21 protein-coding genes and 1 pseudogene are annotated in these 21974 nt (G+C 74.6%); 10 read left to right on the forward strand and 12 right to left on the reverse strand.

Annotated features, from left to right (window positions below; genetic code table 11):
* Nucleotides 1–13: 13 nt before the first annotated feature.
* The gene (locus ACFV0Q_RS11985) at nucleotides 14–1285 is read left to right on the forward strand and encodes an MFS transporter (protein ID WP_385004159.1); all 1272 of its coding nucleotides are present in this window, start codon (nucleotides 14–16) and stop codon (nucleotides 1283–1285) included.
* On the opposite strand, the gene ACFV0Q_RS11990 is transcribed toward ACFV0Q_RS11985, so the two are convergent.
* Together ACFV0Q_RS11990 and ACFV0Q_RS11995 are read right to left on the reverse strand one after the other, a co-directional pair.
* The gene (locus ACFV0Q_RS11990; protein WP_385004121.1) at nucleotides 1275–1649 is read right to left on the reverse strand and encodes a cupin domain-containing protein; all 375 of its coding nucleotides are present in this window, start codon (nucleotides 1647–1649) and stop codon (nucleotides 1275–1277) included. The two genes, ACFV0Q_RS11985 and ACFV0Q_RS11990, sit on opposite strands and share 11 nt — an antisense overlap.
* A 73-nt stretch (nucleotides 1650–1722) precedes the next feature.
* Nucleotides 1723–2459: pseudogene (locus ACFV0Q_RS11995) on the reverse strand (class I SAM-dependent methyltransferase).
* A 130-nt stretch (nucleotides 2460–2589) separates the two neighbouring features.
* Here ACFV0Q_RS11995 and ACFV0Q_RS12000 point away from each other — a divergent pair.
* Nucleotides 2590–3522, forward strand: a complete 933-nt coding sequence (locus ACFV0Q_RS12000; protein WP_385004123.1) for a pseudouridine-5'-phosphate glycosidase — start codon at nucleotides 2590–2592, stop codon at nucleotides 3520–3522.
* Between the two features lie 128 nt (nucleotides 3523–3650).
* The gene (locus tag ACFV0Q_RS12005) at nucleotides 3651–4529 is read left to right on the forward strand and encodes a carbohydrate kinase family protein (protein ID WP_385004125.1); all 879 of its coding nucleotides are present in this window, start codon (nucleotides 3651–3653) and stop codon (nucleotides 4527–4529) included.
* Between the two features lie 45 nt (nucleotides 4530–4574).
* Here the strand turns inward: ACFV0Q_RS12005 and ACFV0Q_RS12010 are convergent, their stop codons facing one another.
* Nucleotides 4575–5243 carry a uridine kinase gene (locus ACFV0Q_RS12010; RefSeq protein WP_385004127.1) on the reverse strand — a complete coding sequence of 223 codons (669 nt, stop codon included), beginning with the start codon at nucleotides 5241–5243 and terminating at the stop codon, nucleotides 4575–4577.
* Between the two features lie 92 nt (nucleotides 5244–5335).
* Here ACFV0Q_RS12010 and ACFV0Q_RS12015 point away from each other — a divergent pair, with 92 nt between their 5' ends.
* The gene (locus tag ACFV0Q_RS12015; RefSeq protein WP_385004129.1) at nucleotides 5336–6781 is read left to right on the forward strand and encodes a WGR domain-containing protein; all 1446 of its coding nucleotides are present in this window, start codon (nucleotides 5336–5338) and stop codon (nucleotides 6779–6781) included.
* A 34-nt stretch (nucleotides 6782–6815) separates the two neighbouring features.
* Here ACFV0Q_RS12015 and ACFV0Q_RS12020 read toward each other — a convergent pair whose 3' ends face one another.
* The gene (locus tag ACFV0Q_RS12020; RefSeq protein WP_385004131.1) at nucleotides 6816–7199 is read right to left on the reverse strand and encodes a cupin domain-containing protein; all 384 of its coding nucleotides are present in this window, start codon (nucleotides 7197–7199) and stop codon (nucleotides 6816–6818) included.
* A 135-nt stretch (nucleotides 7200–7334) separates the two neighbouring features.
* On the opposite strand from ACFV0Q_RS12020, the gene ACFV0Q_RS12025 reads away from it, so the two are divergent.
* Entirely contained in the window at nucleotides 7335–7991 is a 657-nt protein-coding gene (locus ACFV0Q_RS12025) for a DUF2293 domain-containing protein (protein WP_385004133.1), read from the forward strand.
* Nucleotides 7992–8049: 58 nt separating this feature from the next.
* Here ACFV0Q_RS12025 and ACFV0Q_RS12030 read toward each other — a convergent pair whose 3' ends face one another.
* Complete coding sequence (locus ACFV0Q_RS12030) at nucleotides 8050–8736, reverse strand: chaplin (protein WP_385004135.1); 687 nt, start codon at nucleotides 8734–8736, stop codon at nucleotides 8050–8052.
* Between the two features lie 127 nt (nucleotides 8737–8863).
* On the opposite strand from ACFV0Q_RS12030, the gene ACFV0Q_RS12035 reads away from it, so the two are divergent.
* On the forward strand, nucleotides 8864–9409 hold the full coding sequence (locus ACFV0Q_RS12035; protein WP_385004137.1) for a hypothetical protein: 546 nt from the start codon (nucleotides 8864–8866) through the stop codon (nucleotides 9407–9409).
* Here the strand turns inward: ACFV0Q_RS12035 and ACFV0Q_RS12040 are convergent.
* The 3 genes from ACFV0Q_RS12040 to ACFV0Q_RS12050 all read right to left on the reverse strand — a co-directional run bounded on the left by ACFV0Q_RS12040 (nucleotide 9393) and on the right by ACFV0Q_RS12050 (nucleotide 15270).
* Nucleotides 9393–10598: an SWIM zinc finger family protein gene (locus ACFV0Q_RS12040; protein ID WP_385004139.1), complete on the reverse strand. Its 1206-nt coding sequence runs from the start codon at nucleotides 10596–10598 to the stop codon at nucleotides 9393–9395. The genes ACFV0Q_RS12035 and ACFV0Q_RS12040 overlap by 17 nt on opposite strands.
* Nucleotides 10595–13465, reverse strand: coding sequence for an SNF2-related protein (locus tag ACFV0Q_RS12045; RefSeq protein ID WP_385004141.1), 2871 nt, complete (start codon nucleotides 13463–13465; stop codon nucleotides 10595–10597). Before ACFV0Q_RS12045 ends, ACFV0Q_RS12040 begins: the two co-directional genes overlap by 4 nt.
* A 128-nt stretch (nucleotides 13466–13593) precedes the next feature.
* Nucleotides 13594–15270, reverse strand: a complete 1677-nt coding sequence (locus ACFV0Q_RS12050) for a helix-turn-helix domain-containing protein (RefSeq protein WP_385004143.1) — start codon at nucleotides 15268–15270, stop codon at nucleotides 13594–13596.
* A 72-nt stretch (nucleotides 15271–15342) separates the two neighbouring features.
* On the opposite strand from ACFV0Q_RS12050, the gene ACFV0Q_RS12055 reads away from it, so the two are divergent.
* Nucleotides 15343–16059, forward strand: coding sequence for a hypothetical protein (locus ACFV0Q_RS12055; protein ID WP_385004145.1), 717 nt, complete (start codon nucleotides 15343–15345; stop codon nucleotides 16057–16059).
* Between the two features lie 43 nt (nucleotides 16060–16102).
* Entirely contained in the window at nucleotides 16103–16366 is a 264-nt protein-coding gene (locus tag ACFV0Q_RS12060) for a DUF6343 family protein (protein WP_385004147.1), read from the forward strand.
* A 1-nt stretch (nucleotide 16367) separates the two neighbouring features.
* On the opposite strand, the gene ACFV0Q_RS12065 is transcribed toward ACFV0Q_RS12060, so the two are convergent.
* The 4 genes from ACFV0Q_RS12065 to rpsA all read right to left on the reverse strand — a co-directional run bounded on the left by ACFV0Q_RS12065 (nucleotide 16368) and on the right by rpsA (nucleotide 20292).
* On the reverse strand, nucleotides 16368–16700 hold the full coding sequence (locus tag ACFV0Q_RS12065) for a tetratricopeptide repeat protein (RefSeq protein WP_385004161.1): 333 nt from the start codon (nucleotides 16698–16700) through the stop codon (nucleotides 16368–16370).
* 189 nt (nucleotides 16701–16889) lie between these two features.
* Entirely contained in the window at nucleotides 16890–17522 is a 633-nt protein-coding gene (gene coaE, locus ACFV0Q_RS12070) for a dephospho-CoA kinase (protein WP_385004149.1), read from the reverse strand.
* Between the two features lie 68 nt (nucleotides 17523–17590).
* A complete protein-coding gene (locus ACFV0Q_RS12075) occupies nucleotides 17591–18529 on the reverse strand; it encodes a PAC2 family protein (RefSeq protein ID WP_385004151.1) in 939 nt (312 codons plus the stop codon).
* 242 nt (nucleotides 18530–18771) lie between these two features.
* Nucleotides 18772–20292 (reverse strand): 30S ribosomal protein S1, encoded by a 1521-nt coding sequence (gene rpsA, locus ACFV0Q_RS12080; protein WP_385004153.1) that lies wholly within the window; start codon nucleotides 20290–20292, stop codon nucleotides 18772–18774.
* Between the two features lie 344 nt (nucleotides 20293–20636).
* On the opposite strand from rpsA, the gene ACFV0Q_RS12085 reads away from it, so the two are divergent.
* A complete protein-coding gene (locus ACFV0Q_RS12085; protein ID WP_385004155.1) occupies nucleotides 20637–21515 on the forward strand; it encodes a class I SAM-dependent methyltransferase in 879 nt (292 codons plus the stop codon).
* A 1-nt stretch (nucleotide 21516) separates the two neighbouring features.
* A partial coding sequence (locus tag ACFV0Q_RS12090; protein WP_385004157.1) for a DEAD/DEAH box helicase occupies nucleotides 21517–21974 on the forward strand: 458 nt, incomplete at its 3' end.

A 21974-nucleotide genomic window follows, 5' to 3' on the forward strand; every position in this document is an offset into this window, starting at 1 on the left:
CCCGGCAGGGGGCATGGACCTCGCGGACCTGCCGCGGCTGCGGCGGCGGATATCCGGGGTGCTGATCGCCAGCCAGATGCTCGGCGGCCTCGGCGTGCCGATCAGCATCGCCCTCGCCCCTGTCCTGGCCACCGAGATCAGCGGCACCGAGGCCCTGTCCGGACTCGCCTCCACCGCCGCGGTGATCGGCACCGCCCTGGTCTCGCTCCCCCTCGCCGCGCTGATGACCGCGCGCGGGCGCCGCCCGGGACTGGTCGTCGCCTACGCGATCGGCACGCTCGGCGCCGCCCTCGTCGTCCTGGCCGCCTCCGTGAAGAGCTTCCCCCTGCTCATGCTCGGCATGGCCGCCTTCGGCGCCGCGTCCTCCGCCAACCTCCAGGCCCGCTTCGCCGCCGCCGACCTCGCGGCGCCCGACCGGCGGGCCCGTTCGATCTCGGTGGTCGTCTGGGCCTCCACCATCGGCGCGGTGCTCGGCCCCAACCTCTCCGCCCCCGCCAGCGCCAGCTTCGCCGGCACCTCCATACCCCAGACGGCGGGGCCCTTCGTCTGGGCCGCCGCCGTCTTCGTCCTCACCGGCACGCTGATCGCCGTCTTCCTGCGGCCCGACCCCCTGCTGACGGCCCGGGCGCTGGCCGGCCCCGCGGAACAGTCCCGTCAGGGCCGCTCGCTGCGCGCCGGGTTCCACGCCGTACGGGCCTCCCCGCGCGCCCGGCTCGCGCTGCTCACCGTCGCCGTGTCCCACACCACCATGGTCTCGATCATGGTGATGACCCCGGTCGACCTCGGCCACCACGGCGCCGGCCTCAAGCTGGTCGGCCTGGTGATCAGCGGCCACATCGCCGGCATGTTCGCCTTCTCCCCGGTCATGGGGTGGCTCGCCGACCGCCTCGGCCGGCTGTCCGTGATCGGCCTCGCGGCCGGGCTGCTGTCGATCGCCGCCCTGCTCGCCGGCACCGCGCACGGCAACCACGCGCAGAGCGCGGCCGGCCTCTTCCTGCTCGGCCTCGGCTGGTCCGCCGGGATGGTCTCCGGGTCGGCGCTGCTGACCGACTCCGTGCCGCAGCCCGCGCGTGCCGCCGTACAGGGCCTGAGCGACCTGACGATGAACACGGCGGCCGGGCTCGGCGGGGCGGCGGCCGGGCTGGTCATGGCGCAGGCGGGCTACGGCTGGCTCAACGCGATCGGCGCCGCGCTGCTCCTGCCGATGGCGGCGCTCGCCCTGTTCACCGCCCGGCGGCACCCGGCGGGTCCCGCGGCCGCGACCGCCGAGGGCGTCAGTAACTGATGTGGTAGGCCTTGCGGAGCGTCTCGTGCACGGTCCAGGTGGTCCTGTCGCCCTCCCGGAGCACGCAGGCCGAACCCGGGCCGACCTCCAGCGTCGCGCCGCCCTCGACCTCGATGGTGGCGCGGCCGCTGACCACGACGAACAGCTCGTTGGCCTCCGTATCGGTGACCACGCCCGGGGTGATCTGCCAGATCCCCCTGATCTGCGAGCCGTCCTCGGCCTCCCACAGCACCTTGCCGGTCACCACGGGGGTGCCGGAGAGGATCTGCGCGGGGTCGAGGTCCTCGGCCTCCAGCTCGGAGTCGGGGACGTCCGCGACGGACACGGCGAAGGAGCCGGGGGCGGTGTGATCACTGGTGCTCATGGCGCGTCAGCCTAATCCGGACGCCACCGGCCCCGGGGTGACCAGAGCGTCCAGTGCGGACGCGGCGCACCCGTCACTCCGTCGAGCGGACCCGGGGCGCGGGGCGGCGGGCGCCGAGCACGGGCTGGTGGAAGCCGGTCGCTTCGGCGGCGTGCCGGACGGGTTCGCCGAAACCGGCCCCGCGCACGTAGCGGGCCGTCTCCTCCTCGGGCAGGGCCCAGTAGGTGGCGGTCGAGGTGCGCGTGGTCCACGTCCCGCCCGACGGCAGCAGCTGGAAGAGCTCGACGTCGTAGCGCTCCTCGTGCCAGTGCCAGTGCCAGTGCCAGAGCTGGAAGGTGATGGTCCGCCCGTCGGGCCCGGTCCGTACCCGCGGGGCCTCGCTCGCCGGGCGGGTGCGGCGCAGTACGGCCGGGTCGAGAGCAGCAGCAGGCCGCCGGGGCGCAGCACCCGCCGGGTTTCGGCCAGAGCGGCGCGGACGTCCTCGGCGGTGAGCAGGTGCGGGAGGGCGTTGTCGGCGTACACGACGGCGTCGAAGCGGCCGTCGGCGAAGGGCAGCGCGCGCATGTCGGCGGCGGCGACCGGCAGCGTCAGCCCGCGCGCCCGCGCCTCGCGCGCGGCGCGGGCCACGGCCCGGGGGCTGAGGTCGGTGCCGGTGACCCGGTGGCCCAGGTACGCCAGGCCCAGCGCCTGGGTGCCGATCCCGCACGCGTTGTCGAGCACGGTGTGGGGGCCGGGGCCGAGCGCGGAGGTGAGCAGGGCGTCCAGGGCCTTGCCCTGGCGGGTGACGCTCGCGTCCCAGTCCGCGTACATGAGGTCGTAGCGGGCGGCGAGTTCATCGTGGAAACCGCGCGTGTCCCTACGGGAACGCTACTCGGACAGCTTCGCGCCGGAGCACGGGAGGCGCGTTTGGGGGCGCGCATCCCGTGCCATGGATGGGGGCATGCCACAGCACAGAGCATCCGAGGTCCCGGTCCTGTCGGAAGAGGTGCGCGAGGCGCTGGCCGCGCGCAGGCCCGTCGTCGCGCTGGAGTCGACGATCATCGCCCACGGGCTGCCCCGTCCCCGCAATCTGGAGGTGGGGTTGGAACTGGAGGCCCTGGTCCGGGCGGAGGGCGCGGTTCCGGCTACGGTCGCGGTGGTCGACGGGGTGGCGTACGCGGGCCTCGACAAGGCGCGGCTGGAGCGGATCGCGGCCGGTGAGGGCGTACGGAAGCTGGGCCACCGGGACCTGGCCCCCGCCCTGGCCACCGGGGCGACCGGCGCGACGACGGTGTCCGCGACGGCCCTGCTGGCCGCGCGGGCGGGGCTGCGGGTCTTCGCGACGGGCGGGCTGGGCGGCGTACACCGCGAATGGACCGTCTCCCAGGACGAGTCGGCGGACCTCGCGCTGCTCGCGCGGACCCGGATCACGGTGGTGTGCGCGGGGGTGAAGTCGATCCTCGACGTGCCGGCCACCCTGCAGCGGCTGGAGACCCTGGGCGTGGGGATCCTGGGTTACCGGACGCGGCGCTTCCCGGGGTTCTACCTGGCCGACTCCGGCGAGCCGGTGGACTGGACGGTGGAGGATCCGCAGCAGGTGGCGGCGGTGATGGCCGCTCAGGACGCGCTCGGCGGCCCGGAGTCGGCGCTGCTGGTGGCGAACCCGGTGGCGGAGGCGGACCAACTGGACCCGGCCCTGCACGCCCGCGTGCTGACCGAGGCCCTCGCGGAATGCCGGGCCCGCGGGATCACGGGCCAGGCGGTGACCCCGTTCCTGCTGTCCTACCTGGTCGGGGCAACGGAAGGCGCCTCCCTGAAGGCCAACCTGTCGGCGGTCCGGGGCAACGTCCGCCTCGGCGCCCGCATCGCCACGGCCTGGACGGCCCGGGCATGACACCGACACCGGAGCCGGCCGGTCCACGGCGGATACGCACCACACCCCGAGCCGGGACGCCGGGGACGCCGGGGGAACCGGGGGCGCCCAGGGCGGCCGGGGTACCCGGAGCCGCGCCCGGGGCGCTCGTGGTCGTCGGGGACGTGGTCACGGACGTGGTGGCGGTCCATACGGAGCCCCTCGCTCCGGCCACCGACACCGCCGCGCGGATCCGTACCCTCCCCGGCGGCGCGGGCGCCAACGCGGCGTGCTGGGCGGCCCGCTCGGGGGCGGCCGAGGTGCGCCTCCTCGCACGGGTGGGCGCGGAGTCGGCGCGCTGGCACGAGCGGGCCCTGGTCGACGCCGGAGTCCGGCCCCGGCTGGTCGTGGACCCGGTGGAGCCGACCGGGACCGTGGTGGCGCTGGTCGGCAAGGACGCGGAGCGGACCTTCCTGACCGACAGCGGGGCCTCGCTGCGGCTGTGCCCCGCCGACTGGGCGCCCGCCCTGCTGGACGGCGCCGCGCACCTGCACCTGTCGGGCTACCTCTTCTTCGCGGACAGCAGCCGTGAGCTGGCCCTCGTCGCGCTGCGGGCGGCCCGCACCCGGGGCGTGCCGGTCAGCGTGGACCCGGCGTCGGCGGGGTTCCTGGCCGTGCTCGGCGCCGAGCGCTTCCTGGCCGCCGTGGCGGGGGTCGGCGTACTCCTGCCGAACGAGGACGAGGCCCGGCTGCTGGCGGGGCTGCCGGAGCCGGCCGGTGCGGCCCGCGCGGCGGCGGAGCTGAGCCGTCGGGTACCGCTGGTGGTGGTCACCCGCGGCACGGGCGGAGCGCTCGTCGCGGAGGGCGGCCGGGTCACCGCCGAGGTGGCGGCGGAGCCGGCCGAGGCCGTGGACACGACGGGGGCCGGTGACGCCTTCACCGGCGGCTTCCTCGCGGCCCGGCTCGCGGGCGCCGACCCGGCGCAAGCAGCCGCGGCGGGCTGCCGGGCGGCCGCCCGAGCAGTCACCCGCCTGGGCGGCCGCCCCTGACGCGGACCGCCCTTGACGCGGACACGGCCGGGGGCGGGAAGGCCTCTACCCCGCCCCGCCACCGGGGCATCCGGTCCATGCCGGGTGTCGGGCGTCGTCCGCCCTCACCAGGACGTCCGCGGCCGACGCCGGATCCGTCTCGGCCGCGTAGCGGGCGAACGCGGGCAGCGTCCAGCGCGCACTCTCCTCCGTACGCCGGGCCAGCGCCCCCGCGGAGAGGTTGATGTGCACGCTGAGGTCGAAGGGGAACCAGTGCCCCAGCAGCAGCGGCCCGTGGACGATCAGCACCCCGCCCGGGGGGAGTTCGGCGTAGGGACTGCGCGTCGCGCGGTCGGTCACCGGATCCCACAGGTCGGGCAGCACCCGCCCGCTGCCGCCGGGATCCGTCGGGCCGAACACCTCGCGCCACAGGGCCCCGGTGTCGTACCAGCCGCCGAGGTACGCGTCCACGTCCTCGCGGCCGAACTCGAAGCGGAGCGACGCCGGCCGCAAGAACCCCTCGGCGGCGACCACCAGCACCGAGCGCCCCCGCGGCCGCAGCGCGTCGGCGAGCCGCCCCGCGAGCAGCCCGGTATCGGCGGCGGGCGCGCCGTCGATGCCGACACGCTGCCAGGCCGGCGCCTCCGGCCCGCCCCCACCGTCGGTACGGGAGTCGTCCAGGTGACCGGCGAGCCGCTCGGCCATCCGCTGCCAGGTGATCGCTTCCAGCTTCACCAGCCCATTGTCAGTGCCGGGGCTTAGCGTTTTTCACGAGGGATCACCGGTGAACAGGAGCCGTTGACCCGGCCCTTGGGGAGGAGTCTGTCATGGCTCGGGAGACGACGTATCTGGAGCTGTCGCAGGAGAACGGCGCGGCGCACAAGTTCTACGAGGTGACGGTCGACGGCACCGACGTCTCGGTGCGCTACGGCCGCATCGGCGCGGCCGGCCAGCTGCAGAACTCCTCGTTCCCCACGCCCGACAAGGCCCGCGCGGCCGCCGCCAAGAAGATCGGCGAGAAGGTCCGCAAGGGGTACGCGCCGGCGGTTCAAGGGGCCCGCGCGGCCCGCGCCGTGACCCGCCGCCAGGTGACGTCGGCACCGTCGACGGCCCGGGCGGTGGCGCCGGTGCTGTGGCGCTTCCGTACCGGCTCCTCCGCGTTCGGCATCCACGTGGACGAGGACCGCTGCTGGGTCGGCAACCAGGCGGGCGACGTCTACACCCTGAGCCACGGCGGGGAGGTGCTGGCCCGCTACTCGCTGCCGGACGGGGTGAAGTGCCTGGTCGCGGACGAGTTCTGGATATACGCGGGCTGCGACGACGGCACGGTCTACGACCTGTCCTCCAAGGTGCCGTTCGGCGCGTACGACATCGCGGCGGACGTGGACATCTTCTGGCTCGACATCCGCGAGGGCGTGCTGAACGTGTCCGACCGCAACGGCGGTCTGACGGTCATCGACCACGAGGACGAGTTCCAGTGGTCGCGCAAGTCCGCCGGCTCCAACGCCTGGATGGTCCGGGCGGACGACCGGGCCGTCTACCACGGGCACAGCCAGGGCGTGACGGCCTACGCCCCCGACGGCAGCGGCGAGTTGTGGCACACGGCGACGAACGGCTCGGTGCTCTTCGGCTGGCAGGAGCGCGACGCCGTCTACGCGGGGACCGGGCGCAACACCGTGCAGCGGCTGTCGAAGGCGACGGGCGCGGTCGAGGCCTCGTACCGGTGCGACGCGGCCGTGTACTCCTGCGCGACCTCCCCGGACGGGCGGCACGTGTTCGCCGGTGACCTCGCCTCGTCGGTGTACTGCTTCGACGCCGAGGGGCGCAGGCTCTGGAAGCTCGGCACGGGCAGCGGGTCGGCCCTGTCCATGCAGTACCTGGACGAACGGCTCTACCTGGTCACCACGGACGGCTCGCTGGTGTGCGTGGATGCCGGCGAGGCCGCCATCGCGGCGGCGCAGCAGGGTTCCGTGCCGGCGGCGGTGGACGTGAAGTCGGCGGCGGCCCTGCCGGTGTTCACCCCGGCGGCTTCGGCCGCGGCGGTGGCGACGGTCCGTTCGGCCGCGGTCCCGGCGGGCAAGGTGGTCGTCGAGTGCGTGCAGCAGGGCGGCCGGATGCGGGTGCAGGTGGTGTCGGAGGGCTTCGAGACCTCCTGGAACGTCCAGTTCCCGCGCGGGATACGGGAGCCCGGCGCCCGGTACGTGGTGGACGGGCTGCACGCGGCGTCCGGGGGCTTCTACCGGGTACGCGGCGAGATCCGCCGACTGGTCTGAGGCGCCGGCCGGGTCGTGCCGTGGCGGACGGGGGTCACCACGGCACGGCCGCGCCGTCGTGCTCCGGGCAGCCGCAGGGTGCGGCGCCGCGCGGGGCCGGCACGGGCACCGCGAAGGGGGCGCCCTCGGGGAGGGCGCAGATCACGTGGAGGACGATCGGGCGGGCGCCGAGGTTGCGGCCGAGGTGGACGTGTCCCGCGCCCGCCGGTTCGACGAAGGTGGCTCCCACCGGGTGCACCTCCACGGTGCCGTCGCCGAGGACGCGCGTCAGGGTCCCGGAGACGACCACCGCCATCAGCGGCACCCGGTGGTAGTGCCAGCCCGTGCAGCCGCCGGGCTCCAGCACGACCTCGCGGCGCATGAGGTCGCAGGGCTCGGCCCTCGCTCCCGGCCGCCGCACCGTCGCCGTCGTCGCCATCCGCCGTCCCCCCATGTGCCCTCCCGTTCCGGCTCACCGTAGGAGGACCTGACCACGTCCGGACAGATTTAATGAAGAGCCAATTACCCGTCCGCACAAGGTGATACAAGCACCGGTCGGCGGTATCACAACGGCATGAGTCTCGTCGTCTTCGAGTCACAGAAGCAGATCCACTGCGCCGAGTGCCGGCAGGGCCCGCTGCGGCGTCTCGTGCGCGAGTCCGGTGTGCCCCGCTGTCTGGACTGTGCCGATCTGGGGCACCTCGTGTACCTGCCGCGCGGCGACGCGGCACTCACCCGGCGGGCCAGGGAGGCCAGTTCACTGTCCGCCGTCGTCGTACGCCGGCACAAGCGGCGCCGCCGCTACGAGCGCCAGGGGCTGCTGGTCGAGGACGCCGCCCTGGCCCGCGCCGAGCACGCCTGCCTCGCGGACGCCGAGGCCCGCGCCCGTCGCCGGGAGCGCGACCGGCTGCGCCGGGCGGCCGAGGACGTCCGCTTCACCGCCGCCTTCGCCGCCGAGATCCGGCGGCTGTTCCCGGGCTGCCCAGAGGACCGTGCCCGGGCGATAGCCGCCCATGCCTCGGTGCGCGGCAGCGGACGGGTCGGCCGCACCGCCGCGGGCCGGGCCCTGGACGAGCAGGCGGTGTCGGTGGCGGTACGGGCGGCCGTGCGGCACACCGAGACCGAGTACGACGCCCTGCTGATGGCGGGCGTTCCGCGCTTCACGGCCCGGGCCCTGCTGGCGGCGCAGATCGACGCGGTCCTGGACGGCTGGCGGGCACGGGCGGCCTGAGCGCCGCCGAGGGCCGGGGGTCCGGTCACCGCCCGCCGACGGTGACCGGACCGGCGCGCTAGTTGAGGCGGAAGCGCCGGTAGAGGACGACCCCGCCGAGGAGCAGGACGCCGCTGCCGGGCAGCAGGTAGCCGAGGCCCTCGGAGCCGGTGTGGGCGAGCGCCGCGGTCTCGCGCGGCGCAGCCGCCGGAGCGGGCGGGGTGACGGGCCGCACGGCGACGGGCGGCTGCGGAGGCTTCCCGACGGTGGGGGTCTCCCCGTTGACCGAGGTGTTGCCGTGGGAGCCGTTGCCGACCCCGACGACGCTCACCGAGTTGCCGCTGACGTTGAGCGGCACATCGACGGGAAGCTGGAGGCCGTTGCCGGACAGCAGCCCGGGAGAATCCTTTCCGCGCCCTTCCGCGACCGCCCCTCCCCCATGGCCCGACCCGGGTTTCGAGGGGTGCCCGGACGCGTCCGGGTGCGAGGGCCTCGGCCCCGGATTCCCACCGCCCGGCGCCTCGTTGGCACAGCGGTTCCCGCTCGCGGAGTTGAGCACCCCGACGACGCTCACGGTGTTCCCGCACACGTTCACCGGGGTGTGCACCGGCAACTGCAGCAGGTTGCCCGAGAGGACCCCCGGCGAGCGCTCGGCGTGCCCGCCCGCACCCGCGTCGGCGTGGGCGAGACCGCCCACCCCCGCGACCGTCAGTCCACCACCCGCGACCATCGCCGCGATCAAGCCATTCCGACGACTGTGACGCATCAGTTTTCCTGCCTTCCGGAGGGGTCCGCGGGCATCTCACCCACACCGGAAACAACGCCTTAAACCCATTCGGGTTATAGAGCCGGTAGGCATTTCACTCCATCGTGTACTGGGTACTGCCTACTTCATGACAGAACGACCGCTGCTGCTGCTCGACGTGGACGGCCCCCTCAACCCCTTCCGCGACCCCTTCGCCGCCCTGCGCGGGTACACGAGCCACCGGATGCGCCCCGACGTGTGGCTCTCCTACCGCGACCCGGAATCCCGCCGCGCCCGGCGCGGAGTGAGGGTCCGCCTCCACCCCTCCCACGGCGCGCGACTGCTGGCCCTCCCCTTCGAACTGGCCTGGGCCACGGCCTGGACGCACCAGGCCAACACCCTGATCGCGCCGCACATAGGACTTCCCGCTGATCTTCCTGTCATCGACTGGCCGGAACTTTTCGCCCGCGACCCCGACGGCCTCTTCTGGAAGACCCGGCCCCTCCTCGACTGGGCGGCCGGCCGCCCCTTCGCCTGGGTCGACGACATGATCACCCCGGAGGATCAGGCCTGGGTGGCCGCCCACCACCCCTCGCCGGCCCTCCTCCTACGCGTCCACCCCCGTCACGGCCTCCGCGACCGCGACTTCCACACCCTCTCCACCTGGGCCGCCGAGGTCACCTCAGGGCGGTGACGGGGTCCGGGGCGGCGGGGGTGGGGGTGGGCCACCAGTCTTCGGTTTCGGGGCGGGATTCGTAGGCGTACCAGAGGCCCTCGCGGCTCAGGCGGAGCTGGCGGGTGCGGGCCGTGAGGCGGTTGCGGTCGGGGCGGAAGGCGCCCTGGCCGGCGGCGAGGAGGGCGGGGCGGGCCCGGTCGAACGGGCCGGCCGGGGGGTCCCAGGGCTCGTCGAGGACGGTGAGGGCGGGCAGGCCGCCCTGCCGCCAGGCCGCGGCGGCGCGGGCCAGATCGGTGCTGGTGCGGCCGGTGGCCCGGGCCAGGTCGCGGTACAGGGCGCGGGCGGCGCCGGTCAGGCCGGCCGTGGGGTGCGCGGAGGCCAGCCGTACGGCGTCCTGCCACAGGGTGAGCCCCCCGGTCGGGTCGTCGCCGGTGGTGAGCAGGGCGAGGGCGCGAGCGGCGGCGTCGGTGGCGAGCTGGTCGAGGGCCAGCGGGTCGGGCGCCGCCGGATCGGCCGGGTAGGCGGGCGGCAGGCCGGTGGCGGCGGGCGGGGCGAGCGGGGCCGGCAGCGGGGGCAGGCTGCCGCGGGCCGCGGCCGCGCGGGCCGGGACGCCGGGGAAGTCCGGTGCGGCGTCGGGCTGTTCGCGGGCGGCGTGGGCGGCGTTGCGCCGGGTCAGCTCCTCCAGGAGCTCCCGTTCCCCGCGGCCGCGCAGGAGCAGCAGGACGAAGGGGTCCGCGTCGAGCAGCCGGGCGGCCCGGTAGCAGAGGGCGGCGGCGTGCTTGCAGGGCGGCCGCCCCACGTCCGGGCAGGAGCAGCGCGCGACGAGCTCGCCCGCGCCGGGCAGGACGGTCTGCGCGAGGGACTGCGGAACCTCCCGCTCCAGCAGGGCGCCCAGGGCGGCGGGATCCGCCGCCACCTCCTCCAGGACTTCGGCCCACTCGGGGTCGGTGAAGGCGCCCAGCGACAGCTCGGTGCGGTACGGGCGGGCGCGGCTGCCCCGTACGTAGGCCACGATCCGGCCCGGAGTGACGGTGACGGCGTCGACGTGCCCCTCGGCGGCGTACGTACGGCCCCGGGCGAGCCGGGCCGCGTCGTGCGCGCGGGCCTCCAGGGCGGCCACCCAGGCCCGGCCCCACCAGGTCGCCGCTTCCAGCCCGGCGGGCACGGTCTCGAAGGTGCGGCGGCGGTCGTCCCGCGCGGTGATCACGCGGGCCTCCGCAGCGAGACGAGATCGGCCAGCTCGCGGTCGGTCAGTTCGGTCAGCGCCGATTCACCGGAGCCCAGGACGGCGTCGGCGAGGGCGCGTTTGGCTTCGAGCATGTCGGCGATGCGGTCCTCGACGGTGCCCTCGGCGATGATGCGGTGGACCTGGACGGGCTGGGTCTGGCCGATGCGGTAGGCGCGGTCGGTGGCCTGTTCCTCGACGGCGGGGTTCCACCAGCGGTCGTAGTGGACGACGTGTCCGGCGCGGGTGAGGTTGAGGCCGGTGCCGGCGGCTTTGAGGGAGAGCAGGAAGACGGGGACCTCGCCGGACTGGAATCGGTCGACGAGCTCCTCGCGGCGCGGTACGGGGGTTCCGCCGTGCAGGAGCTGGGTGGGGATCCCGCGGGCGGCCAGGTGCCTCTCCAGGATCCGGGCCATGGTCACGTACTGGGTGAAGACCAGCACCGAGCCTCCCTCGGCCAGGATGGTGTCGAGGAGCTCGTCGAGAAGGGCGAGTTTGCCCGAGCGGTGCGGGATGCGGGGCGGATCCTCCTTCAGGTACTGGGCCGGGTGGTTGCAGATCTGCTTGAGCGAGGCCAGCAGCTTCATGATCATGCCGCGCCGTTCCATGCCCTCGCTCGACTCGATCACCGCCATCGCCTCCTCCACCGCCGCCTGGTAGAGGGAGGCCTGCTCGCGGGTCAGGGACACCGGATGGTCGGTCTCCGTCTTGGGCGGCAGCTCGGGGGCGATCCCGGGGTCGGACTTCTTGCGCCGCAGCAGGAACGGCCGCACCAGCGCCGCCAGTCGGGCGACGGCCGCCTCGTTGCCGCCGTCCTCCTCCTGCTGGTGCTCGACCGGGCGGGCATGGCGGGCCCGGAAGGTGGTGAGCGGGCCCAGCAGGCCGGGCGTGGTCCAGTCGAGGAGGGCCCACAGTTCGGAGAGGTTGTTCTCGACGGGGGTGCCGGTGAGGGCGACGCGGGCCGGGGCGGGGATGGTGCGCAGGGCCTTGGCGGTCGCCGAGTACGGGTTCTTCACGTGCTGCGCCTCGTCGGCGACGACCATCCCCCAGGACGCGGCGGCGAGTTCGGGCGCGGCCGTACGCATCGTGCCGTACGTGGTCAGGACGAAGCCGCCGGACAGCCCGTCCAGGCTGCGGCCCGAGCCGTGGAAACGGCGCACCGGGGTGCCGGGGGCGAACTTCTCGATCTCCCGCTGCCAGTTGCCCAGCAGCGACGCCGGGCACACCACCAGCGTCGGCTCCGGCCGGTCGCGGTGCAGGTGCAGCGCGATCAGCGTGACCGTCTTGCCCAAGCCCATGTCATCGGCGAGGCAGCCGCCCAGACCGAGCGAGGTCATCAGGTCCAGCCAGGCCAGACCCCGCAACTGGTAGTCCCGCAACGTCGCCCTCAACGCCACGGGCTGCGCCACCGGCGCCAGATCCCCCATGAGCCGCGCCCGCAGCGCCGCGAGCGCCCCCACCGGGACCACGGGCACCGTCTCCCCGTCGACCTCGGCCGTCCCCGTCAGTACGGTCGCCAGCGCGTCCACCGGGTCCAGCAGCCCGAGTTCCCGCTTGCGCGCCTTGCGCACCAGGGCCGGATCGACCCGGACCCACTGGTCGCGCAGCCGCACCACGGGCCGGTGGGCCTGCGCGAGCGCCTCCATCTCGCCGGGGGTGAGGCGGTCACCGCCGAGGGCGAGGTCCCAGGAGAAGGCGAACAGCGCGGCCGCGTCGAAGAAGGCGGTTCCGTCGGTGGCGGAGCCGGGCGCGGTGGAGCGTACGACGGCGGTCGCGGACAGCGAACGGGCGAGCTCGCGCGGCCAGTGGACCGGGACTCCGGCGGCCGCCAGCCGGGGCGCGGCGGGGCCGAGGAGGTCTTCGAGCTCCGGGTCGGAGAGGGCCAGGGCGTCGGGCACGGGCTGGTCGAGCAGGCGCAGCAGCGGGGGCCAGATGCGGGCGGCCCGGCGCAGCGCGAGCACGGCGTCGATCCGGGCGCGGGGCCCGAACCCGGCGGCGGCCGCCCCGGCCCACAGCTGTCCGGCGTCGGTCACCAGGGTCGGGTCGGCGAGGCTGTGCACCTGGACCACGGCCGCCCCGGCGCGGCGCACGTCCTGTGGCTCGGCCTCGTCGAACAGGCGGAAGGAGGACAGGTCGAGGCGCAGCGAGATGCCCACCCCGGCATCGGCTCCGGCGGCGACCTGCGTGGCCCATTCCTGTATCCCCGGCACCCGCTGCGGCTCCTGCGCGGCGAAGGGCCGCCCGGCGGCGAAGGGCGCGGCCGGGGTGCGGGGCAGGATATCGGCGACGGCATCGAGGAAGGCCCTGACCAGGGCCTCCGGTTCGGGCAGCGTCAGCGGGCGGCGGCCGGCGAGCGGGGTGGCGTACCCCTCGTACGGGAGGGCGGCCGCGACGGCGCGCAGGTAGGCGATGTCCCCGGCTTCGAGGGGTCCGGCACGCCAGGCGTCGATCCCGTCGGGGGTGAGCCCGGGCAGCAGGCGGCCGCGCGCGGCGAGGACCAGGGCGAGTCCGGCGGCGGTGCCCCAGGCGCGGGTGGCGGGGTGGGAGGCGGGGCTGTGGGGGGCCCGGGCGAGCAGCGGCAGGGCCTCGGCGACGGACAGGGTCACGGCGGGCACGGTACGGGTACGGACGCCGTCGCCGTGCGGCCGCACCACCTGGAGCGGCACCGGGGTCCCCATTCCCGTCTCGGGCAGCGGATCGCCCTCGGGACACCAGAAGGCGATCCGGCCCTCGCGGGGGACGGCGGCGGGGAGGAACACGGCGGCCCGGCGCAGCAGCGGCGACGACGGCTGCGGCTGCGGCGGCCGTCCCGGCTGGTGCCCCTGCCCGTACTGCCGCGGTGAGGTCATGGCGTCCCCCCTCCCTGGTGCCCGGCTCCGCCCGGTCATGGCGGATCCACTGCCGCCGAGTCTAGGCGGGCCCTCTGACAAACGCCGCTGACCTGCGCGGATGCCGTCTCGGGGGCACGGGTGGGGGGTCAGCGCAGCCAGCGGCCCTGCTCGTTCGCGTACCCGTACTCGGGCCGCCCCGCCGTGGCGCTGGTCCGCCAGGGGAGCCCGGAGTCGTCCAGGCGGAGGGTGCCGGACGAGCCGCCGGGGCCGCTCCAGCGCAGGTCGAGGTACCAGTCGCAGTCGCAGCCCGTGGCGGAGGCCTCCACCCTCAGCACCACGGGCTCGGCCGCCGAGACGCGCAGCGGGAAGCGGGGGGCCGGGATCGGCTCTCCGGCGTCGTTGCCCGCGATGGGGCGGGCCAGCGGGCGGGGTGCGTCGAGGTTGACGGCGAAGACGGCCGGGGTGAGGGCCCCGCCGCAGCCGAGGGACATCCGGTAGACGTTCCACGGGGGCGGGGTCCGGCGGGCGGATACCCGTACCTCCAGCCCCTGGAGCACCACGGCCCCCTCGCCGGTGCCGTGCAGGGTGACCTCCACGATCTGGCTCCCGGCGTGCACGGCACGCTGCGCCCGCGCCCAGGCGGGCGCGTCCGCCTGCACGGGCGGCGCGGGCACGGCCGCGGGGGCCCGCTCGGAGAGGTAGGCGTGATCGCACCCCGAGGCCCACACGTGCGACCGCACGACCGCCGTCGGCGCCCGAGCGGCGGGCGGGGACGCGGCCTCGGGCGTCGCGGCCGGCGTGCCCGCGCCCTCCACCACCCCCGTCGGCGCGGCGGTACCCAGCGCAGGCCCGCTCGGCGCGCCAGTCCCCACCGCAGGCCCGCTCGGCGCGCCGGTTCCCACCACCGGCCCGGTCGGCGCGCCGGTGCCTGCCGTCGGCGCTCCCGCGCTGCCCGAACCACCGGCCGTCGCCCCGGCCTGCCCGGACGCCGCCCCGCCCCCCGAGCCCGCCCGCCCGACGGGACCCTGCGCCCCGCCCGCCGCGAACACCCCGGCAGCCACCGCCACCACCACGCCCGCCCCAACCACAGCAAGGCGCCGCCGGTACCAGACACCCCGCGCACCCCTCTGGGGCCCGGACACGAACGCGGACCTGAACCCGTGCTCGGTCGCGGCCTCGAGCGCACGCTTGGGCGTGGGAGTGAGGCCCGACGCAGCCCCGGACCGGGGCCCGGCCCCCGGCGCGGACCCGAGCACGGGTACGGGTACGAGCACGGGTACGGGTACGGGTACCGGTACGGGTACCGGTACCGGTACGGACGCCGAGACCGGTGCCGGCTCAGGTGCCGGATCCGCGTTCGGCATCGGGTTCCGATCTGGCGCCCCCTCCCGGCCAAGCGTCACGTTCGGCTCCGGAGCCGGGTTCGGCTCCGGCTCGGCGTCCGGGGTCCGCACCCCGGCTCGGGGCCGGTCCAAGGTGGGCTGGCCCTCCGGCTCCCGGTCCCGGTCCCGGTCCCGGTCCAAGGTGGGCTGCCCCTCCCGCCCCCGGTCCCGGGTGGGCCGTTCCGGTGCGGCTCGGCGGCGGGCGTCCGCCAGGAGCCAGGCCCGGTGGAAGTCCACCGCCTCCTCGCGCGTGGCGCCGCAGGCACGGGCGAAGCGGTCCAGTACTCCGAACTCCGCCGGTACCGCCTCCCCGTTGCAGTACCGGTGCAGCGTCGAGGTGCTCGTGTGCAGCCGCCGCGCGAGCGTCCCGTAACTCAGCCCCCCGCGCTCCTTCAGCCCCCGCATCAGCCGCGCGAACCTCTCCGTCTCCGACTCGCCCACGACGCCCCCGTCCCGTGACTGCGTTCCATGCCAGGGGTGTTCCCCCAGGTGAAGGCATGTACGGCCGTTCCAGTGTCCCGATTCCGCCCCGGCCCGTCGCACGACACCCCGTACCGGGGAAGGCTGTTCCCGCAGCGCTCCCGCGCCGCACCGCACCGCATCTCCTACATCTCCTACGGGGAGTCCACCGTGTTCCGACGCACCATCAGCCCGGCCGTCCTCGCGGCCGCCGCCGCTCTCGCACTCACCACCACCGCCGCCACCGCCGCCACCGCGCCCGGTTTCCTCGCCGGCACCGACCTGCCCCCGCACCCCTCCTCCCCCTGGACCGCCGGAAAGGTCACCACCGGGCTGCCCGACCCCACGCCGTTCTGCCTGGAGGGGGCCCTTCCGGCGGCCGGCAGCTGGCACCGCTCCTTCGGTACGGACCTCGACACCGGCGCCGTCCAGGTCTCCGTACGCGCCTCCTCGGACGCCGCGGCCGCCAAGCTCGCCACCGCCCTGGAGCGCGAGGTCGCCGCCTGCGCCGCGGACTGGCTGCGCGCGACCCCGGGCGGCACGGCCTCCTGGCAGGACTACGGGAAGCTCTCCGTCGAGGAGGGCGCGCACGTCTACGGGGTCGACACCTCGATCCCCGACTCCGAGCCGGGCGTCCACCTGTACGGGATCGGGCGGGACGGCTCCACCGTGACCGTCGTGACGTGGGGGCAGATGGGCCACCTGACCGACGCCCCCGTGGCGGCCTTCAAGAAGACGACCACCACGGCCGTGAACAAGCTCAGCCCCTGACCGCCGCCGCCCCCGGTGGGACCATGGACATGAGGCGATGTCCATGCGTACCGGAAACGAGCCCGTGACCGCCCGCAGTCCGCTGCGGCTGCGGTTCTGGCTGAGTCTGTGGGGGATGGTCTGGGCCGCCGCCGGGGCGGCCGCGTTCGCGCTGGCCGGCCGTCCCGGGTGGGCGGCCGCCTGCGCGGCGCTGGTGGTGCTGGCCGGAGTGGACCTGGCGGTCGTGGTCCGGCACATCCGCCAGGGGCCGCACTACCAGCCGGGCCGCGACGTGCCCCCGTACGAGCCGCCCCGCCAGGGGAGCTGAGTCAGTCCTCGAAGCGGGCCGCGGCCAGGTACTCGGGCTGCGGGTCGAGGGCGGCGGCGAGCCGGAAGTGGCGCCGCGCCTGCTCGGGCCGCCCGGACCGCTGGTGGGTACGGGCGAGCGCGAAGTGGGCGAAGGCGTTGTCCGGCTCCCGCTCCAGCACCAGCCCGAACTCCAGCTCCGCCGAACGCAGCTGGGCCGACGCGAAGAAGGCCCGGGCGCGGAGCAGCCGGGCCGCGGTGTTCTCGGGGTGGGCGGCTATGACGGAGTCGAGGAGCCGGAGCGCGCCGCGCGGGTCGCGGGCGGCGAGCAGCTGCTCGGCGGCCCGGTAGTCGATGACGTGCGTCTCGGGACTCGCGCCACCGTACGGCCCCGCCTCGGAAGACCCCGATCCGGAAGGTTCCGATCCGGATGGTCCCGAAGAGGACGGCTGCTCGGGCGACGACGACGGCGGCGGGGGCGTGGTGTCGGACACGGTGTCTTTCCTTCCCTCTACGGGCGCGTTCAACGCGCCCCGCAGCTCCCGCTATTCCGCCTGTTCCGCCCGCTCCCCGGCCGACGCCGCCACCGCCCGCGCCGTGAGTTCCTTCCACACCGCGCGCACCTGGGGCTCCAGCGCCTCCAGCGGCCCGTCGTTGTCGATGACCAGCGTGGCCACCGCCAGCCGCTGCTCCCGCGTGGCCTGCGCGGCCATCCGGGCCCGCGCCTCGTCCTCGGTCATGCCGCGCAGCGCGGTCAGCCGGGCCAGCTGCGTCCCGGGCGCCGCGTCCACCACCACGACGAGGTCGTACAGGGGCGCGAGCCCGTTCTCCGAGAGCAGCGGTACGTCGTGCACCACGATCGCGTCCGGCCCCGCGGCCCGCTCCAGCTCGGCGGACCGGGCCCCGACCAGCGGGTGCACGATGGTGTTCAGGGTCTGGAGCCGCTCCGGGTCGGCGAACACGATCGCCCCCAGCTTCGGCCGGTCGACGGCCCCGCCGGGGGTCAGCACGGACGCCCCGAAGGCCTCCACCACGGCCGCGAGCCCCGGGGTTCCCGGCTCCACGACCTCCCGCGCGATCCGGTCGGCGTCCACCACGACCGCCCCGTACCCCGCCAGCAGCCGCGAGACCTCGCTCTTGCCGGCACCGATTCCGCCTGTCAGGCCCACTTTCAGCATGCTCAGCACCCTAGGCCCCGCCCCGGCGCGGAATCCAGGCCCCCCAGGCCCCCGCCAACCGGCCCCGCCTATCCCTCGCCCTCGCGCTCCGCCAGGAACCGCTCGAACTCGCGGCCGATCTCGTCCGCCGACGGGATCTCGGCGGGCTCCGCGATCATGTTGCCCCGGGTTTCGGCCCCGGCCGCGGCGTCGTACTGGTGCTCCAGACCCTGGACCAGGCTGACGAGCTCCTCGTCGCCCTCCCGGATCTGCCGGTCGATCTCGGTCTGCGTGCGGTGCGCCTCGGTGCGCAGGGCGTGCGCGACGGCCGGCAGGACCAGCCCCGTCGCCGCGGTGATCGCCTCCAGCGCGGTCAGCGCCGCGTCCGGGTACGCGGACCGGGCGACGTAGTGCGGTACGTGTGCGGCGACGCCCAGCACGTCGTGCCCGGACTGGCCGAGGCGGAACTCGACGAGCGACTCCGCGCTGCCGGGGACCTGCGCCTCGTCGAAGGGGCTGCGGTGGCCCGGCATCAGGTCGGTGCGGTTGCCGTGCGGGGTGATGCCGACGGGGCGGGTGTGCGGGACGCCCATGGGGATGCCGTGGAAGTTGACGGAGAGCCGTACGCCGAGCCGCTCGACGATCTGCCGGACTGCGACGGCGAAGCGCTCCCACTCCACGTCCGGCTCGGGGCCGGAGAGCAGCAGGAAGGGCGCGCCGGTGGCGTCCTGGACCAGGCGCACCTCCAGGCGGGGCTCCTCGAACTCCGTCCAGTGGTCGCGCTTGAAGGTCAGCAGCGGGCGCCGGGCGCGGTAGTCCACCAGCCGGTCCGCGTCGAACCGGGCGACCACCTGGTGGGGCAGGGTCTCCAGGAGCCGCTCGACGATCTGCTCGCCGGCCTCGCCCGCGTCGATGTACCCCTCGAGGTGGTAGAGCATGACCAGCCCGGCCGAGTCCTGGGCGAGCGCCAGGTCGGCCACCGCCAGGCCCTTGGCGTCCCACTCGTACAGACCCTGTGGATCAAGCACCGTCACCACTCCTCCCTCGCGCCGTGTTCTGTGGTGAGAACGTCCAAGGCGGCGGCGCCATTCCCCAGTTGGCGGCTTTCCCGGGAAGAACCGAAGAACAGTGCGCGCGGCCCGGACGGACCCGGCCCGGACGGACCCGGCAACGCGAAGAGGCCCGCCCCCCGAAGGGGACGGGCCTCGTCGTTCAGCTCAGCTCACACCGTGGCCGAAGGCCGTGGCGCGATGCCGTTGCTGCGCTGCGATCAGCTCTGGCCGCCGGCCAGCTTCTCGCGGAGCGCGGCCAGGGCCTCGTCCGACGCCAGGGCGCCGGAGGTCTCGTCCGCACCCTCGGAGGAGTACGAACCACCGGAGAGGCTGGCGCCGCCACCGGTGTTGCCACCGGCGGCCGGGGCGGCAGCGCCCTCGGCGGCAGCGGCCTCGTCGGCCTCGCGGCTCTTGATGACCTGCGCCTGGTGCTGCTCGAAGCGGACCTGCGCCTCGGCGTACTGGCGCTCCCACGTCTCGCGCTGGGTGTCGAAGCCCTCGAGCCAGTCGTTGGTCTCGGGGTCGAAGCCCTCGGGGTAGATGTAGTTGCCCTGGTCGTCGTAGGACGCGGCCATGCCGTACAGGGTCGGGTCGAACTCGACCGACGCCGGGTCGGCACCGAAGGACTCGTTGGCCTGCTTCAGGGACAGCGAGATCCGGCGACGCTCGAGGTCGATGTCGATGACCTTGACGAAGATCTCGTCGTTGACCTGGACGACCTGCTCCGGGATCTCCACGTGGCGCTCGGCCAGCTCGGAGATGTGGACCAGACCCTCGATGCCCTCGTCCACGCGGACGAACGCACCGAACGGAACCAGCTTGGTGACCTTACCCGGGACGACCTGACCGATCTGGTGGGTCCGGGCGAACTGCTGCCACGGGTCCTCCTGCGTCGCCTTCAGCGACAGGGAGACGCGCTCGCGGTCCATGTCAACGTCGAGAACCTCGACGGTGACCTCCTGGCCGACCTCGACAACCTCGGACGGGTGGTCGATGTGCTTCCAGGACAGCTCGGAGACGTGCACGAGACCGTCGACGCCGCCCAGGTCCACGAAGGCACCGAAGTTGACGATCGAGGAGACGACGCCGGAGCGGACCTGACCCTTCTGCAGGGTGGTGAGGAACGTCTGGCGAACCTCGGACTGGGTCTGCTCGAGCCAGGCGCGGCGGGACAGGACCACGTTGTTGCGGTTCTTGTCCAGCTCGATGATCTTCGCCTCGAGCTCCTTGCCCACGTAGGGCTGGAGGTCGCGGACGCGACGCATCTCGACGAGAGAGGCCGGCAGGAAGCCGCGGAGGCCGATGTCGAGGATGAGACCACCCTTGACGACCTCGATGACGGTACCGGTGACGATGCCGTCTTCTTCCTTGATCTTCTCGATCGTGCCCCAGGCACGCTCGTACTGAGCGCGCTTCTTGGACAGGATCAGACGGCCTTCCTTGTCCTCCTTCTGGAGAACCAGGGCCTCGATCTCGTCGCCGACCTTGACGACCTCGTTCGGGTCGACGTCGTGCTTGATCGAGAGCTCGCGGCTCGGGATCACGCCCTCCGTCTTGTAACCGATGTCGAGGAGAACCTCGTCCCGGTCCACCTTGACGATGACGCCGTCGACGATGTCGCCGTCGTTGAAGTACTTGATCGTCTCGTCGATGGCCGCGAGGAACGCGTCCGCGTCGCCGATGTCGTTGACCGCTACCTGCGGAGGGGTGGTGGCGGTGGTCTCGGTGCTGCTCGTCATGTGGGAAAGGGCTCCGGTTACGGACAGAAAGTCGTAGGTACTGCTACGCCGGGAGCCCTTATCGGCATCTGCCGAAGAAGCCGGACAGCCAAAGAAGCCCAGAATCCCCGCATGCGGGAAGGCCTCGAAAACCGAGGGGACATCAACAGATGCAAGCGCAGCCTGCTAGGTCTGAGGAGCACAGGCTCGCAGCGCAACTTGTAGCATACGGGGGCAGCCGGACAGGGTCAATGCGCGAAGGCGCACACGGCGGGCAGATGACCGCATAACCGGCACAATTCGTGGGCGGGGACGCCCCGATGAGCACATCCAGAACCCATCCGCAGACTACGACGACGGGCCCCATGAACCAAGAGGACTACGCCCCCGAAGACGCGTACGAGGCCGACGGCCCCACCGGGGACGACGCCGGGGACGACGCCGAGGCAACACGGCGTGACGCCGGGGAGGCGGAGAGCAGCCGGGCGAGCCGCGGCTGGTGGGACCGCAACGCCGACGACTACCAGAGCGAGCACGGCGCCTTCCTCGGCGACGACCGCTTCGTCTGGGGCCCCGAGGGCCTCGACGAGGAGCGGGCCGAGCTCCTGGGGCCCGCCTCCTCCCTCAAGGGCAAGGACGTCCTGGAGATCGGCGCCGGGGCCGCCCAGTGCTCGCGCTGGCTCGCCGCGCGGGGCGCCCGCCCGGTGGCCCTGGACCTCTCCCACCGCCAGCTCCAGCACGCCCTGCGCATCGGCGATGACGTCCCGCTCGTCGAGGCCGACGCCGGCCGGCTGCCCTTCCGCGACGCCTCCTTCGACCTGGCCTGTTCCGCGTACGGGGCCGTCCCCTTCGTCGCCGACCCGGTCAACGTGATGCGCGAGGTGCACCGCGTGCTGCGCCCCGGCGGCCGCTGGGTCTTCTCCGTCACCCACCCCATCCGCTGGGCCTTCCCCGACGAGCCCGGCCCGGAGGGGCTCTCCGTCGCCGCCTCCTACTTCGACCGGACCCCGTACGTCGAGCAGGACGAGCAGGGGCGCGCCGTCTACGTCGAGCACCACCGCACCCTCGGCGACCGGGTCCGCGACGTGGTGGCGGGCGGGTTCCGCCTGCTGGACCTGGTGGAGCCGGAGTGGCCCGCGTGGAACACCCAGGAGTGGGGCGGCTGGTCCCCGCTGCGCGGCAACCTGATCCCCGGCACCGCGATCTTCGTCTGCGAGCGGAGCGAGAGCCCGGGGAGCGACTGACGTGATCCGCACCGCCGACCTCGACGCCCTGCCCGTACGGGAGGCCGTGCCCGCGCTCGTCTCGGCCCTGGAGGACCGGGGCGCGGCGGTGCTGTGCGCCCCGCCCGGCACCGGCAAGACCACGCTGGTGCCGCTGGTGCTGGCGGGGCTGGTGGGAGGCGGGCCGCGGCGCCGGGTGGTCGTCGCGGAGCCCCGGCGGATCGCCGCGCGGGCCGCCGCGCGGCGGATGGCGTGGCTGCTGGGCGAGCGCGTCGGCGCGTCCGTCGGCTTCACGGTGCGCGGGGAGCGGGTCGTGGGTACCGCGACCGTCGTCGAGGTGGTGACCACGGGCGTCCTGCTGCAGCGGCTCCAGCGGGACCAGGAGCTGACCGGCGTGGACGTGGTGGTCCTGGACGAGTGCCACGAGCGGCACCTGGACGCGGACACCGCCGCCGCCTTCCTCCTCGACGTACGCACCAC

The sequence above is a fragment of the Streptomyces sp. NPDC059564 genome, assembly GCF_042735575.1.
In the GTDB taxonomy this organism is placed as follows: Bacteria; Actinomycetota; Actinomycetes; order Streptomycetales; family Streptomycetaceae; genus Streptomyces.